Source organism: Desulfovibrio simplex, assembly GCF_055387835.1.
Genome location: NZ_AP042377.1, coordinates 1121337 through 1135795 on the forward strand (window position 1 = coordinate 1121337; position 14459 = coordinate 1135795).

Sequence of the window (14459 nt, forward strand, 5' to 3'; positions counted from 1 at the left end):
AGTAAGTTGACTTATGGCCGCTTATGAAGCCGTTATTGGCCTGGAAGTGCATGTGCAACTGGCCACGGCATCCAAACTGTTCTGTTCCTGCCCGACCACGTTTGGCCAACCGCCGAACTCCAACGTATGTGAAGTTTGCTCTGGCATGCCTGGTTCTTTGCCTGTTCCCAACAAGCAGGCCATACACTTTGCCGCCCTGGTGGGTCTGGCCACCGACTGCACCATAAATTCGCGGTCCGTCTTTGCACGTAAAAACTATTTTTATCCCGACCTGCCCGCTGGTTATCAGATTTCCCAGTTTGAGCTGCCCATCTGCGAGCATGGCCATCTGGATATCACCGTTGATGGCGCAACCAAAAGAGTAGGGATTACCCGCATCCATATGGAAAACGATGCGGGCAAAAACATTCACGCGCAGGGCGAAAACGTCAGCTATGTTGACCTCAACAGGGCCGGCACGCCTCTGGTGGAAATCGTTTCCGAGCCGGACATGCGTTCCGCCGCAGAAGCTGTGGCCTATCTCAAGGCTCTGTACAGCATAGTCACCTATCTCGGCGTTTGCGACGGCAATATGGAAGAAGGCAGTTTTCGGTGCGACGCCAACGTTTCCTTGCGACCTGTGGGAGCAGAAGCCTTTGGCACACGCACGGAACTGAAAAACCTTAACTCCTTCCGCAATGTGCAGCGCGCCATTGAGTATGAAATTGGCCGTCAGCAGGATGTCCTGGATGACGGAGACAAGGTTGTGCAGGAAACGCGCCTCTATGACGCGGTCAAGAACAGCACGGCGTCCATGCGCAGCAAGGAAGAAGCGCACGACTACCGCTATTTCCCGGACCCGGACATTCTGCCAGTGGAAATTTCAGCTGACGAAATGGCCCGTTGGAAGCAAGAATTGCCCGAACTGCCCAAGGTCAGAGCCGCTCGCTTTACGCAGATGACGGGGTTGCCCGAGGCCGAAGTTGAAGTGCTGGTGCAGAGCCGTGGTCTGGCGGATTTTTTTGAAGCCGCCGCCAAGCTTTCCGATGCGCGCAAAGCCGCCAATTTTGTGCTTGGCCCGCTGCTGCGGGAATGCAACGCCCGTGGCGTCAGCGCTGCGGACCCGGCCCTGTGGGCCATGAAGCCCGAGGCCCTTGCCGAACTGGTGCGCATTGTGGATCAAGGACTTATCAGCGCCAAGATCGCCAGCGATATTTTTGGTGATATTTTTGAAAGCGGAGCCATGCCTGAAGCCTATGTGAAGCAAAAGGGGCTGGTGCAAATTTCCGATACCTCCGCCATTGAAGAAGCGGTGGATGCCGTCATTGCCGCCAACCCCTCTGAAGTGGAAGCATACAGGGGCGGCAAGACCAAACTCATAAGCTTTTTTGTGGGCCAGATCATGCGCGCCACCAAGGGCAAGGCCAATCCTGCTCTTGTTAACGAACTGCTGGCAAAAAAACTGTAATAGAGCATGCTGCTTTGAACTGCTTTGAGGGGGAGGAAACCCTTTTGCAAAAGGGTTTCCTCCCCCTTCACCCCTACCCCCTGAAACTCTTATTGTGTCTTGGTTGGTACAACGAGTTTTCAGGTCTGGAGCGGGACTTTGAAAGCAGTGTCTTCACATCACGCCCATTTCTGAAAGCATAAAACAAGGCCCCTTGATTGCAAGGGGCCTTGTTTTATGCTTTCAGAAATGGGCGTCCGGGAGCAATTCCACTTGAATTTGCTCAGCCGCGCCGTCTGCTATTTCACGCCAGTGGCTGCGGCCTCGTCAACAACCCACACAAGATCGCCAAAGCCGGGCCGCACCATTTGCGCGGGCAACGTGGGCGGGGCCAGCAGGTTGAGAGCGCGTGAAAGGACGGCATGCTTTTCCGCCCCTGTCACAAGAAACATGCAACACCGGGCATTATTGATGACCGGAAGCGTCAATGTGAGCCGATCAGCCTTGCGCTCTGGCACATACTGGTCAATGACGAGACGTTTTTTTTCGGCCAGGGCCGGCGAATTGGGAAAGATGGAGCCCGTATGGCCGTCTTCGCCCATGCCGAGCAGCACAAAGTCAAAACGGGGCATCTCCTGAGGGCCAAGATCAAATTCTGTGCGAAGCTGATTTTCGTACTTGGCTGCAGCCTCGACAGGGTCTTCTTCACCGCGCATGCGGTAAAAGTGCGTGGCGGGCACATAGCTCAACAGCTCTTTACGGGCCAGACCATAGTTGCTGTTAGCATGTTCAGGCCCAACACAGCGTTCATCCACCCAGAAAATACTCATTTTATCCCACGGCAGCCGGTCTGCCCAGTCATCTCCCGCCAACAGGCGGAAAAGTGGGATCGGCGTCTGGCCGCCAGAAAGGGCTATGCGAAAAACGCCTCTGTCGGCAACGGCTTCTTCGCACGCGGCAGCAAGGATATGCGCGGCGCGTTCAGCCATGGCGGCCGGGTCTTTATGAATATGCACCGTGAGATGAATGGATCGGCTAAGGCCCGACATGTGGCGGCTCCTTCAAAGTTGACGATGGGAACGGCCCAGCGTGTGCCCAGGGTCGTCCAGCGAGAAATTGCTGCAAAACAGTAGCCGTAGTAGCGCCGAGCCCCCGCTTTTTTTCGGGTAGGCGAAACTGTACGGCAGAAAATCTATATTTCTGAGGCGGGCACGGCAGACAACCGCGTCTGCCCCGTATTGCAAGTTGCGCTGGTCCAGTCGGGCTGGAACAACAGCCCTCACTATGGCACAGAAGCGCAGGAGAGAAAAGTCCTATTTGTGTCGACAGTGTGCCGCGATTATTGAAATTCTTCAATCGGCGCAGGTGCTTCTGAAATATGCAGCACTTCGCCGTTATTAAGGCCCAGGGTTTTCCAGGCGGCCTTGCATTGCAGGGGTTGGCCGCTCAAAACGCGACGGCCGAGTTCACTGCTGCCATCCAGTTCAATTGTCCAGTTGCGTTCGAAATCTTCACCCGGGTGCGTGGGCTGAACAGCATTAAGATAACGGGACAGCAAGGCTTCACCCGTCGCAGAGCTGAATTCGGCAAAAAGATTCATGTTGTTAACGCTGACAGTGCCGATATTGCGCGCCAGAGCATGCACAACGATAAGCAGGGTACTGCCGTCCGAAAGAAGTCCGGCGCTCGCCGAACAGGGCTGGAGCGGGAAAAGTTCCTTGATGCGTTTCTCAGTGGCTGCATTTTTGTTCAGTATCATCTGACGTTGGGCAGTCATGCGCTCCAGCTGCGCTTCACGGAACTGGCGTACCAGTTCGGGGCTGTTCACCAGCTTGCGTACGCGCCACCCTGCAGGCGTTTGATCCATACGCAGAATAAGCAGGAAATTTTTATCAAGAAGCGGATGCCGGGCCTTGGCGGTCAGCAGCGCCGTGCCTTCGCTGGAAGTTTGCAGGCTGAGGGTAGAGGCCAGCTGCGCGAGAAAATCCGGCGGCAAGGCATACAGAGGTGTTTTCAGCCGTGTTTTGATATCAGGCTCATCCTTTATCGGCTCTTGTTTGGAGCGGGTTTGTTTGAGCAGGGCAGTTTGGATCATATCGCCTATCTGCCGTTCCTGATCCGCTCCCGCTTTAAGAAAAGGATAATCCTGTGCCAGATCTTTGGCCAGACTTGCGGAAAGTGAATTGAAATCCACGAGTTCAGCAATGGTTTCGGTATCGGCCGTTTTCAGCGCGTCCCGCAAAATTTCATAGGCGTACTGGCTGGATTGGCGATACTGGTAATAACGCCACCCACTGAAACTTACCACAATGACAATAAGCACCAGTACAGTGGCGACCAGAACAAGCGTATGCTGTCGGGCAATGGCTACTATTTTGGGGATAAATTGAAAATTCATGATCTACCCATGCGAGGACGTCTGACGCGAATTCAGTGAGTTTTTTGAACCGCATTCCAGTACCGGTTCCGGGCTGCGCAAACGGTGACGCTTTACCTTGAGCGGCATGGGGGTAACAGGGCGCGCTGGTTCCAGATCAACACGTATGATGCCCCAGGCTCCGAAGGGCGTACGCAGCCTGCGTGTGTAGCAACTCAAGGGGCAGGTGCCGTCCCAGGATCTGCGAGGGCCGGTCAGCGTGCTCATGCCACAGAGTTTTCCCAGGTTGGCGCTTCTGACGATGCGCCAAACCTGCCACCAGCTGTGGGGCGGGCCCGGCCAGGGCGACTTGCTGCCCTGAAGCCGATGCAGGGCGTAAGCCAGAGAACTGCTGTTCCAAAAGGTAACCGCGATTCCTCTGGAGGAAACGCGCAAAGCCTCCTGTACCGCGGCGTCGATTCTTTTTGCGTCGCCAGCGGCAAGATGCAGGACAGCGCAGTCAAAAAAATTATCTTCAAATGGCAGATAATCGTCCGACGCGGCCAGTACTTCTGCACGACCACCCATCGCTGCCGCAGCTTGCATCCGCAATTCGGGGCGTAATTCAGTGACGGTCAGATCAAAGCCGCATTCCCACAGCAAGGGCGAAAATGCCCCTTGGCCGCAGTTGATTTCCAGCAGGGTTTTTCCTCTGCGTGGCCAACCAGCCAAACATTGCTGCAACAAATTTTGCTGCTTGCTCAGGGCAGAAGAGCCCTTGATGTTCCCGTTCCACCACTTCATGCAATCTGCCTTTTCTGTGCCCGCTAACCGTTCATTACGTCACTATTTTGCAAAGAGGCCAAAATGGCAAGAAAAACCTGCCTGACATCTGGACTTCCCAAAAGTGTTCAGCCACACACTACTGAAAAACCGCTGAAGAAGAAAGATGGCGGGGCGCGTCCGCGTACCCCGCCACGTAAATTCGTTCAATAAAAAGCCTAAACGGCGGCTATGGCTTCAATTTCCACTTTTGCGCCAAGGGGCAGGGCGCTGACTTCGACGCAGGAGCGCGCCGGGCAGGGCTCCGTGATATACTGCTTATAGATTTCATTAACAGATCCGAACGTGGTGATATCGGTGATAAACACAGTGACTTTTACCAGGTTGGCCGCTGTCATGCCCTGTGATTCAAGGATGGCCAGCACGTTTTTGCAGCACTGAGCGGCCTGTGCAGCAGCATCGCCCTCTACCAGCTTACCCGTGGCAGGATCAATAGGCACCTGGCCGGAAAGGAACATGAGGTTCCCGCTTTTGATGGCCTGGCTGTAGGGGCCGACGGCGGCAGGGGCCTTGGGGGTGCTGACGACTTGCTTGTTCATGTTTTGCTCCTTATCAGCGATACATGGGTAAAAGATTGAAGATAAAAAGTGTATGACAAACAGCTACAAAGCAACCATACAATAGCAGCATGGGAGCGGTGAGCCTTCCGCCCGGCGTGACGTAGCCGCTGCTTGCGAATTTTTTACGGCCCGCAGCCAGCAAAAGAGCCGGCACGATGACGGCCCAGAAAGCCGACGCCAGCCCGGCCCAGCCAATGGCAGGCAAAAAACCATCGGGCCATATGATGCCGCCAAGAATGGGCGGGGCAAAGGTGACCAGAAGTGTCTTGGTGCGACCGGATTGACTGTCATCAAATTTGCACAGGTCAGCCATATAGTCAAAAAGTCCCAAGCCGGCACCGAGAAAGGATGTCGCCACAGCCAGCAGCGAAAAGCTTTCGAGCATCCGCAGGATGAAAAAACTGCCAATGTTGTTGCCTGCCGCGCCCATAAGGTCGCCTACATTGCCGCCAGCGGCGATAACGGCCTTGAAATCTTCGCGGGAAATGTTGCCATCCGCCGCTGTCAGCCATGAAATGTAACAAATCAGTGCCACAATTGTTCCGTAACGCAGGCTTGCGTTGATGGTGTGTGGCTTTTTGCCCATATATTTTACCAGGCTGGGAACGGAGGCATGAAAACAGAATGAGGTCAGATAGGTGGACACAGCCCCCCACAGAAAAATCATTTCTCCGCCCGTGCCCCGGCGGTCCATCAGGACGTCCACGCGCAGATGCGTCATCATGCCGCTGATGGAGACGAGATAGGTTATGACCATGCCGCCGACAAGCAGAATGGAAAACCTGTCCACCGCCTTGGAACTCCACCAGATGAAGAAAGTAAGCAGCAAGGCGAAAGCGAGGCTTGCAAGCGGCCGGGACGGCACGTTTCCGGTCATGGAACTGACACTTTGCGCAATAATCGAGCCCCCGCCGCTAACATAGGCATAAATCAGGGTATACAGCACAAAGGCCACAGCGCAGCCGTTGGCGAGGCTCCACCTTGGCCCAAGCAATTCCCGCACGATAGTGTGAAAACTATGGCCGGGTTCAAAGTGCAGACTCACTTCCAGCAACGACTGACTTGAGCGCAGCATGACAAGCCATGAAAGCAGCATGAGGCCAATAGACCAGAAAAACCACATTCCCGCCGATGCCATAGGCAGGGCCAGCATGCCAGCGCCAATGGCCGTTCCGGCCACAAGGGTTGAGCCGCCAAGCACGGGAGGAAGGCGAAAATTCATTATTAATCCTTATATATCATGATATATCATGGTCGGGGGGACGTGGGGGAGTGGCGGGTGTGGAAATAGTTTGCAAGCAGCGCGCCCGAAATATTTTGCCAGACGCTGTAGAGGGCACCGGCAATGGCCGCTGTGGGAGAAAAGTGCGCGAGAGCCAGGGCGGTGGCAAGACCGGAATTCTTGGTGCCCACAGAAATGCACAGGGCCCGCCCCATGCCTGTATCAAAACGCCTGAAACGGGCCAAAAGGCTCCCTGCCGCGAGGCCAGCAAGGTTGAGGCAGATGACGGCCAGCAGGATGTCAAAGCCTGCCCGCAGGATATTTTCGGCGTTTATGGCCAGGATTCCCGCAACCACAAGGGTGATGGTCAGCGCTGAAAACAGGGGAAGAAAGGGGAGGGCGTTTTTTGTCAGTTTTCCACAAAAACTGTGGGCCACAATGCCCAGCAGAACAGGAACCACGACAATTTTGCTGATGGATACCATCAGCCCCCATACATCCACGGGAATCCATACGCCGCCCAAAAGCCAGGTAATCAGGGGCATGAGGATGAGAGAAAGAAACGTGCCCGCGGATGTCAGAGTCACCGCGTAGGGCACGTCGCCCCTGGCGATATAGGCCAGAACGTTGGAAGCCGTGCCCCCGGGCGCTGCGCCTACAAGAATGAGCCCCATGGCCATATCCGGCGGCAGGGAGCACAGGTGGCAAAGGATGAAGGCCAATATGCCCATTAGGGCGAACTGCGCCGCAATGCCCCAAAAAATCCGGCCAGGGCTGGTAAAAACATGGCTGAAGTCGTCAAGACGCAACGTCATGCCCATGCCGAACATGATGAAACCAAGCAGGATGGTGATGTGCGGGGCAACCCATGAAAAAAACTCTGGCCGCCAGAGGGCCAGACCAGAACAGGCGATAACCACAATGCCCATATAGCGCGTGATGGCGGCGCTAAGTTTAATTGCGAGACGCAGCAAAACAAGTTCCTCCGGCAGAGGCGTCACAAATCATGTGGGGGATACTGGCAGAGTAGCGCTGCTTTGGCAATAGTCCAATAAAAAAGGTTACTGACACTAGAGGGTTGGACAAACCAGCACGCATGGCGCAGCAATCTTGTGGCAGTAAGTTCACTTGAAAAAGCTCTTTCAAGCAGGTAGGCTGTTTTTTTAAGAACGCGCCCATTTGGCGCGCGTTTTCGTGTCGCACTTCTGCGCAGGGCGAAAACGTCACCAAATTTTGAGGAGCATCATGAGCAACGAACCAGACAAGATTATTTATTCAATGATCCGCGTGACCAAGCGCCACGGCCAGAAGGAAGTGCTCAAAGACATTTCCCTTTCCTATTTTTATGGGGCCAAAATCGGCGTGCTTGGGTTGAACGGCGCGGGTAAATCCAGCCTGCTGCGAATCCTGGCTGGCGTGGACCAGGCCTATGACGGCAAGACTGTCCTCGCCCCAGGCCACACCATAGGCTATCTGGAGCAGGAGCCCCTTGCCAGCGAAACGCGTACCGTGCGCGAAGTGGTTGAGGATGGCGTAAGCGAACTGACCGCCATTGCCCGTCAGTTTGAAGAGATCAACGCCAAGTTCTCCGAGCCGATGGAACCGGAGGAAATGGACGCGCTGATCACACGGCAGGCTGAAGTGCAGGAACTTATGGACGCCAAGAACATATGGGATCTGGACTCCCGGCTTGAAATGGCCATGGATGCCCTGCGCTGCCCTCCTGGCGACATGCCCGTGCCCCAGATTTCCGGCGGTGAGCGCCGCCGGGTTGCGCTGTGCCGTCTGCTGCTGCAAAACCCTGACATCCTGCTGCTGGATGAACCCACCAACCACCTGGACGCCGAGTCCGTGGCCTGGCTTGAACGCTACCTGTCCACCTTTCCCGGCACGGTCATCGCCGTCACGCATGACCGTTACTTTCTTGATAACGTGGCGGGCTGGATTCTTGAACTGGATCGCGGCCGGGGTATTCCCTGGAAGGGCAACTATTCGTCCTGGCTTGAACAAAAGCAAAAACGCCTTGCCCACGAAGAAAGGTCAGAGGCAGAACGGCAGAAAACCCTGCAACGCGAGTTGGAGTGGGTGCGGATGTCTCCCAAGGGGCGGCACGCCAAGGGCAAGGCCCGCCTTAACGCCTATGAAGCCATGCTTTCGCACGAGAGTGAAAAGCGTGCGCCCGATCTTGAAATCTACATTCCGCCGGGACCGCGGCTCGGCAAGAGCGTTATTGAAATCGACGGAATCAGCAAGGCCGTGGGCGACCGCATGCTGATGGACGGCGTGAATGCAATCATTCCGCCGGGGGCCATTGTCGGCATTGTCGGCCCTAACGGCGCCGGTAAAACGACGCTGTTCAAAATGCTGGTCGGGCAGGAAAAACCCGATACCGGCGCACTCAAGGTTGGAGAAACCGTACAGTTCGCCTACGTTGATCAGGGGCGTGAATCCCTTACGCCCGGAAAAACCGTGTACGAACTCATCAGTGACGGGGCAGAAACCATAAAGCTCGGCACCCGCGAGATCAATGCCCGCGCGTACTGCACCCGTTTCAACTTTCACGGGGCGGATCAGCAGAAAAAGGTCGAGATCCTTTCCGGCGGAGAGCGCAACCGGCTGCACCTGGCGCGCATGCTCAAGTCCGGTGCCAACGTGCTGCTGCTTGACGAACCCACCAACGATATTGACGTCAACACCATGCGCGCCCTTGAAGACGCACTGGACAACTTTGCGGGCTGCGTACTGGTGATCAGCCATGATCGCTGGTTCCTTGACAGGGTGGCCACACACATCATGGCCTTTGAAGACGATGCCAATGTGGTTTTTGTCGAAGGCAACTACTCGGATTATGATGATGATCGCAAAAAGCGGCTTGGCAAGGATGCCGATACGCCGCACCGCCTCAAATTCCGTAAACTGACACGATAAACGCCTCCCCCCCGCGTCGGCTGCCCGGCGCGGGGGGGCAGGTTCTTCTGGAGGGCAGATGCATAAATGGAAAAACCTGCAAGGCCGCGTTCGCAACTGTAATTTTTCAGATAGCGCGCGCGTCTTGGTCTTGAGTCTCTTGGTAACTCTTATGGCCACAGGCGGCGCCTGGGCGGTCACTGAAAAAGTTGCCGTCACCGCGCCAACCAGTCCGGTTTCCGTCATTCTTTCGCCTTCTGGCGGCCAGGTTCAGGTTGAAGAAACCCTGCCTGTTGTCATGAATGATGATATGGGCGTTTTAAGCTTTGTGCTGCCCGGCGGCGCTGAAGATCTGCAGATCAATGTGCCGGGGCACGTCATCGCCCGTTGGACCACCTTTCCCCAGGCTTTGGAGCGTAAGGGGCATCTCGCCGCCATGCGCGAAGGGCTGACGACGGAGATTAACGAGGTCAACGGCAAACTGGCTGCGCTCAAGGCCCAGCTGGCGCTCTGGCAGAGCCCGCCGGTCAGCAGTTCCTATCAGGACCTTGTGCAGAGAGAGAAAAGGCAGGAGGGCGCAATCCCCGGTCTGATCGTTGAACAGGCTAATCTTGTAAAGCATCTGGAAACGCTGCGTCAGCAGCTGGACCAGTTGCCCCTGAGCCCGGAGATGGGACAGCGCGTCACCATCGCCCTGCGCAAACCCATCAAGGATAAAAACCTGAAAGTAACCTACAGCTATCAATTGCAGAATTGTGGCTGGCGGCCAGTATATTCTTTTGACGCAAAAACCGGCAACGGCAAAAGCAATGAAACCGCCGTTCGCCTGATGGCTGAAATCTGGCAGCTTTCGGGCATTGACTGGCAAAATGCCCAGATTACCCTTATTTCCAGAGGCGAAGGGCCGCGCGAGCCCTCTCCGTTGAAAAAGTGGGTCGTCGATTCACAGGCCACGCCTGCGCCCCTGCCAGCCCCCATCGCCCGGCAGGCCGCCGGGCGGGCCATGATGATGGCGGCTGAAGCTGATGCCGCCCCCATGGCGCCCCCTGTGGTGCATGACAGCAGTGCGGTGTTCGCCCGCTGGAGTCTTGCCGTGCGCGGGCTGCCCGAAGGACGCTCCCGTCTGCTCATTGTTGAAGACATATGGAAAACTTCCCTGCAGTGGCTGGCCCGCCCCACGACAGGCGACAGTCGCGTATGGCTCATGGGCAAGTATACTCTGCCGGCAGAGCAATCCTGGCCTGATGGTTCCGCAGAGTTTTGCGTGGATGGTCAGGGCGTTGGTCAGGGTTTTTTTACCCCACGCGGTGGAGAAGCAACCCTGTATTTCGGACCTGACCCGCGCGTGCATATAAACGTCATTGTGAACAGCAGACGTCGCGGCGAAAGCGGCTTCCTGGAAAAGAGCCGCACATGGACATGGGCCTGGACTTACGTGCTGACCAATACGCACAAGAGTCAGGTCAGCGTCCGCCTTGAGCGGCCAATGCCGATGATAGTTGATCAGGGCGTCACGGTTACCTATAATGACGCGCCGCCTTCGCAGCAGGTAGCGGATGAGCAGATGCTGCTGTGGAATGTTGACGTGCCCGGCGAAGGCAAGGCCGAGGTCAAGCATTCCGTGACCATCACTTCATCCAAAGAAATACCGATGATCAGTGATATCCCATAGCGCACACGCGTACGCAATTCATAGAGTAAAAGCCGCCCTGCCCTGGCAGGGCGGCTTTTACAACCACAAACAAGTGCATAAAGGTTTAGCGAGGAGCAAAATCACGTGAGATTTAACCCCATCTTTTTTGACCTTGACGGTACCATCACCGATTCGGCGCAGGGCATCATACGTGCGGTGCAGTACGCGCTGGAATACTTCAATATCTCCGCCTCGGAAGAAAGCCTGATTCCCTTTATCGGCCCGCCGCTCCGGGATTCGTTCGCGCAATTTTTTCCCGGAGATACTGAAAAACTGGAACTGGTGGTCGCCAAGTACAGGGAGTATTATGTGGAGCGGGGCATTTTTGAGGCCCGCCTGTACGATGGCATTGCTGATCTGTTGCGCCAACTGGCGGAGAACGGGCAAACCCTCGCCCTGGCAACCTCCAAGCCGGAATCCTTTGCCGTGCGCATCATCGAGCATTTTGACCTGACCAGATATTTTGCCTGCATTGCAGGGGCGCAGCTCAAGGGGGAGCGCACCGACAAACCCGCTGTCCTGCGTTACGCCTGCCAGACTCTCGACGTGGCGCCGTCACGGGCCTGCCTGATGGTTGGCGACCGTAAATACGATGTGCTTGGAGCACATGAAGTTGGCATGCCCTGTGCCGCCGTTTTATACGGCTATGGCTCAGAAGAGGAATTGAAAAAGGCCGGCGCGGATCAGATATGCCACGATGTGAAGGGGCTGCGGAAGTTTTTGACCGGGGAGTGATGGGCTCTATTGAAATGCTTGAGACAGAAGGAACGTGATGTCCATCTGGTCGGCCTCATTGCCTGCCAGAGAACGCTCAATCTCAACTTCCGGCTGTCGGCTCAAGTCCAGAGAACGTGGCTTTATGGGTCTGCCCACCGGATCCAAAGCCAGCATGATACACGGCTGGGCGGGGAAGTTGGGATTGGAGCGGCATACAACGCCGCGCTCGCCGCTGGACAGTTGCACTGGCGTGCCCACAGGATAGATTCCCATCATTTTGATAAAGCGTTCGACATATCCGGGGGCCCATGCCTGTCCCCGCATTTTGTACATGACGGCCAACGCCACATTGGCCGGCATGGGCGTTTTATACACCCTTCGGGCTGAAAGGGCGTCGTAGTTGTCGCTCACGGAAAGAATGCGGCCATAGATGCCTATTTTTTTTCCGGACAAACGATACGGATAGCCGGTGCCATTGTGTTTTTCATGGTGCTGCACGACCCCCTGCAAAACTTCAGGGCGCATGTTTTCCACTTTTTTGAGCTGATTGTAACCAAGCAGCACATGGGACTGCATGATCTCCTGCTCGTTTGGCATAAGCCGACGCGGCGCGTTGAGAATCTCCTGTGGAATAAAAGCCTTGCCAAAATCATGAAAAAGGCTGGCCATGCCTACAAGATGCAGGTTGTCTTCTGATAACCCGAGATAATGGGCATACGCGACGGCGAAGATGGTCACATTGACCGAGTGCGTGTATGTGTATTCGTCCGAGCTTTTAAGTTTTGACAATGAGATGAGCGCGTCAACATTGCGGTTGAGACTGTTGACGATGGACTCCACGTACGGCTGGGATGCCGCCACGTCCACCGCGCCGCCCTTGGCGGCCTGCATCAGGCTTTTTACATGCTCAAAAGAATCGGAATAGATGGCTTTGGCCTGAGATATTTCTTCGCCCAGAGAAACCTGCGGGGTACGGGGATCGGGCCAATTTGAGTAGTCGCCATCGTCCCCGTTATCCGATCCGCCCGGGTGGGCAGCATCAGGGTCTTTTGCAAAGCCGTCCATACGGCTGAAACGGCTGGGGTCATGATAGGCTTCTGCGAAGCCCTTCTTGATGATGGTATCTATTTCTTCCTGCGATGTAATAAGCCCCTCCTGCATGTACAAGAGGGGAGCTTTAAGCCAGGAAATTCCTGGGTTAACAATAAACATCCCTGGCTTGAGATCAGTAATAATTATTTTTACTGGATTCATAGCCACAAAACCACCTCTCTATCTCCGGGCCACTTCGCGTGGCCCGGATATTCAAGTGCGGAGCAACGACTCGATGGAGTTATTTAATATCTTTGCAATCAATCTGACAGCTGCGTGAGCAGGCGCTCGCCAAAAAGGCGCAAGCGCAGCCTTTCAGATAGATTGTCGCCAACACAGATGCGCCATAAGTTTTAAAGAGGATATACTTAAAGTAGATATACTCTAGCCAATATCCCAGTCAAGACCGAAAGTGTCGTGCAATATGCGCACGGCCAGTTCAACATACTTTTCTTGAATCAAAATGGTGATCTTGATTTCAGAAGTGCTGATCATGAGAATATTGATGCCTTCCTGCGTAAGGGCGGCAAATGTGCGGGCCGCGACGCCTGAATGGTTACGCATGCCTACGCCAATGGCCGAAACCTTGGCCACGCTCACATCGTGCAGAACTTCAGACGCGCCGGTTTTTTCGGCAACTGCTTTCATCACCGTCAGCGTTTGCTGCAAATCTTTGCGCGAAATGGTGAAGGTGATGTCCGTGTGGCCGTCCAGGCTGGTGTTCTGAACAATCATGTCGACCAGAATGCCTTTTTCGGAGAGCGGTCCGAACACGGCAGCGGCCATTCCAGGCACATCGGGCAGATCGCGGATGGTCACGCGGGCTTGATCTTTGTCGTACGCAATGCCGGAAACAAGAACGGCTTCCATGCTGGAATCCTCCTGAGTAACAAGGGTGCCGGGATCACTGCTGAATGTGGAGCGCACCCGCACGGGAACTTTGTATTTTTTGGCAAACTCAACCGAACGTATATGCAGAACCTTGGCCCCCATGCTGGCCATTTCCAGCATTTCTTCATAGGCGACGCGGTCCATTTTGCGGGCGGTTGAGCAGATGTTGGGGTCAGTGGTATAGACGCCGTCAACATCTGTATAAATTTCGCATTCGACTGATCCCAAGGCCGCTGCCAAAGCCACAGCCGAAGTGTCGGATCCGCCGCGACCAAGGGTGGTTATACGGCCGTTTTCAGTGCAGCCCTGAAAGCCCGCCACCACAAGCACATCATAGTCTTCCAGAAAAGCGAACAGAGCTTTGCTGTTTATGGAGCGGATGCGCGCGCGGCCAAAGTCTTCATCGGTCGTGATGGGTATCTGCCAGCCCAGCAGGGATCGGGCACGAATTCCCGCATCCTTGAGCAGCATGGTGAACAGGCTGATGGAAACCTGTTCGCCTGTGGCCACAAGAGCGTCGCATTCGGCCTTGTCCGGCGTGCCCGACCATTCATCGGCAAGCGCTAAAAGGTGGTTGGTTTCGCCAGATCTGGCTGACAATACGGCTATAACTTTGTTGCCTTGAGCGAGGCCGTGCAGAACTTTTTCTCGCACCTGCTTCATGCACTCAAGTCTGGCTACAGAAGTGCCGCCGAACTTTTGTACTAAGATTTTCATGCCTGTATCCATTGCCCACAATCCTTAACAGAGTA

The 14459-nt window shown here is 55.3% G+C and carries 12 protein-coding genes; 4 read left to right on the forward strand and 8 right to left on the reverse strand.

From position 1 onward, the window contains the following. The first annotated feature begins 13 nt into the window (after positions 1-13). On the forward strand, positions 14-1447 hold the full coding sequence (gatB, locus tag ACZ5DH_RS04580; RefSeq protein WP_464255959.1) for an Asp-tRNA(Asn)/Glu-tRNA(Gln) amidotransferase subunit GatB: 1434 nt from the start codon (positions 14-16) through the stop codon (positions 1445-1447). 278 nt (positions 1448-1725) lie between these two features. On the opposite strand, the gene pgl is transcribed toward gatB, so the two are convergent. The 6 genes from pgl to ACZ5DH_RS04610 all read right to left on the reverse strand — a co-directional run bounded on the left by pgl (position 1726) and on the right by ACZ5DH_RS04610 (position 7381). Continuing rightward, complete coding sequence (gene pgl, locus ACZ5DH_RS04585) at positions 1726-2475, reverse strand: 6-phosphogluconolactonase (RefSeq protein ID WP_464255960.1); 750 nt, start codon at positions 2473-2475, stop codon at positions 1726-1728. Positions 2476-2765: 290 nt separating this feature from the next. Continuing rightward, positions 2766-3824, reverse strand: coding sequence for a DUF2939 domain-containing protein (locus ACZ5DH_RS04590; RefSeq protein WP_464255961.1), 1059 nt, complete (start codon positions 3822-3824; stop codon positions 2766-2768). A 3-nt stretch (positions 3825-3827) separates the two neighbouring features. After that, positions 3828-4586, reverse strand: coding sequence for a class I SAM-dependent methyltransferase (locus ACZ5DH_RS04595; RefSeq protein ID WP_464255962.1), 759 nt, complete (start codon positions 4584-4586; stop codon positions 3828-3830). A gap of 197 nt (positions 4587-4783) precedes the next feature. Then, positions 4784-5164, reverse strand: a complete 381-nt coding sequence (locus ACZ5DH_RS04600) for a Rid family detoxifying hydrolase (protein ID WP_464255963.1) — start codon at positions 5162-5164, stop codon at positions 4784-4786. A 13-nt stretch (positions 5165-5177) separates the two neighbouring features. Then, positions 5178-6407: an aromatic amino acid transport family protein gene (locus tag ACZ5DH_RS04605; protein WP_464255964.1), complete on the reverse strand. Its 1230-nt coding sequence runs from the start codon at positions 6405-6407 to the stop codon at positions 5178-5180. 26 nt (positions 6408-6433) lie between these two features. Further along, positions 6434-7381, reverse strand: coding sequence for a bile acid:sodium symporter family protein (locus ACZ5DH_RS04610; protein WP_464255965.1), 948 nt, complete (start codon positions 7379-7381; stop codon positions 6434-6436). A 271-nt stretch (positions 7382-7652) separates the two neighbouring features. On the opposite strand from ACZ5DH_RS04610, the gene ettA reads away from it, so the two are divergent. The 3 genes from ettA (at position 7653) to ACZ5DH_RS04625 (ending at position 11742) form a co-directional block, all read left to right on the forward strand. After that, entirely contained in the window at positions 7653-9335 is a 1683-nt protein-coding gene (ettA, locus tag ACZ5DH_RS04615; protein ID WP_464255966.1) for an energy-dependent translational throttle protein EttA, read from the forward strand. Positions 9336-9486: 151 nt separating this feature from the next. Beyond that, positions 9487-10986 carry a DUF4139 domain-containing protein gene (locus ACZ5DH_RS04620; protein WP_464255967.1) on the forward strand — a complete coding sequence of 500 codons (1500 nt, stop codon included), beginning with the start codon at positions 9487-9489 and terminating at the stop codon, positions 10984-10986. A gap of 105 nt (positions 10987-11091) precedes the next feature. Continuing rightward, the gene (locus tag ACZ5DH_RS04625) at positions 11092-11742 is read left to right on the forward strand and encodes an HAD family hydrolase (protein WP_464255968.1); all 651 of its coding nucleotides are present in this window, start codon (positions 11092-11094) and stop codon (positions 11740-11742) included. A 6-nt stretch (positions 11743-11748) separates the two neighbouring features. On the opposite strand, the gene ACZ5DH_RS04630 is transcribed toward ACZ5DH_RS04625, so the two are convergent. Next, complete coding sequence (locus tag ACZ5DH_RS04630) at positions 11749-12978, reverse strand: HD-GYP domain-containing protein (RefSeq protein WP_464256503.1); 1230 nt, start codon at positions 12976-12978, stop codon at positions 11749-11751. Positions 12979-13200: 222 nt separating this feature from the next. Next, positions 13201-14424: an aspartate kinase gene (locus ACZ5DH_RS04635; protein ID WP_464255969.1), complete on the reverse strand. Its 1224-nt coding sequence runs from the start codon at positions 14422-14424 to the stop codon at positions 13201-13203. Positions 14425-14459: the final 35 nt, after the last annotated feature.

Excerpts from the sequence above, each read along its gene's own strand:
- gatB (WP_464255959.1), top strand. The coding sequence starts at position 14 with ATGGCCGCTTATGAAGCCGTTATTGGCCTGGAAGTGCATGTGCAACTG.
- pgl (WP_464255960.1), bottom strand. The coding sequence starts at position 2,475 with ATGTCGGGCCTTAGCCGATCCATTCATCTCACGGTGCATATTCATAAA.
- ACZ5DH_RS04590 (WP_464255961.1), bottom strand. The coding sequence starts at position 3,824 with ATGAATTTTCAATTTATCCCCAAAATAGTAGCCATTGCCCGACAGCAT.
- ACZ5DH_RS04595 (WP_464255962.1), bottom strand. The coding sequence starts at position 4,586 with ATGAAGTGGTGGAACGGGAACATCAAGGGCTCTTCTGCCCTGAGCAAG.
- ACZ5DH_RS04600 (WP_464255963.1), bottom strand. The coding sequence starts at position 5,164 with ATGAACAAGCAAGTCGTCAGCACCCCCAAGGCCCCTGCCGCCGTCGGC.
- ACZ5DH_RS04605 (WP_464255964.1), bottom strand. The coding sequence starts at position 6,407 with ATGAATTTTCGCCTTCCTCCCGTGCTTGGCGGCTCAACCCTTGTGGCC.
- ettA (WP_464255966.1), top strand. The coding sequence starts at position 7,653 with ATGAGCAACGAACCAGACAAGATTATTTATTCAATGATCCGCGTGACC.
- ACZ5DH_RS04620 (WP_464255967.1), top strand. The coding sequence starts at position 9,487 with ATGGCCACAGGCGGCGCCTGGGCGGTCACTGAAAAAGTTGCCGTCACC.
- ACZ5DH_RS04630 (WP_464256503.1), bottom strand. The coding sequence starts at position 12,978 with ATGAATCCAGTAAAAATAATTATTACTGATCTCAAGCCAGGGATGTTT.
- ACZ5DH_RS04635 (WP_464255969.1), bottom strand. The coding sequence starts at position 14,424 with ATGAAAATCTTAGTACAAAAGTTCGGCGGCACTTCTGTAGCCAGACTT.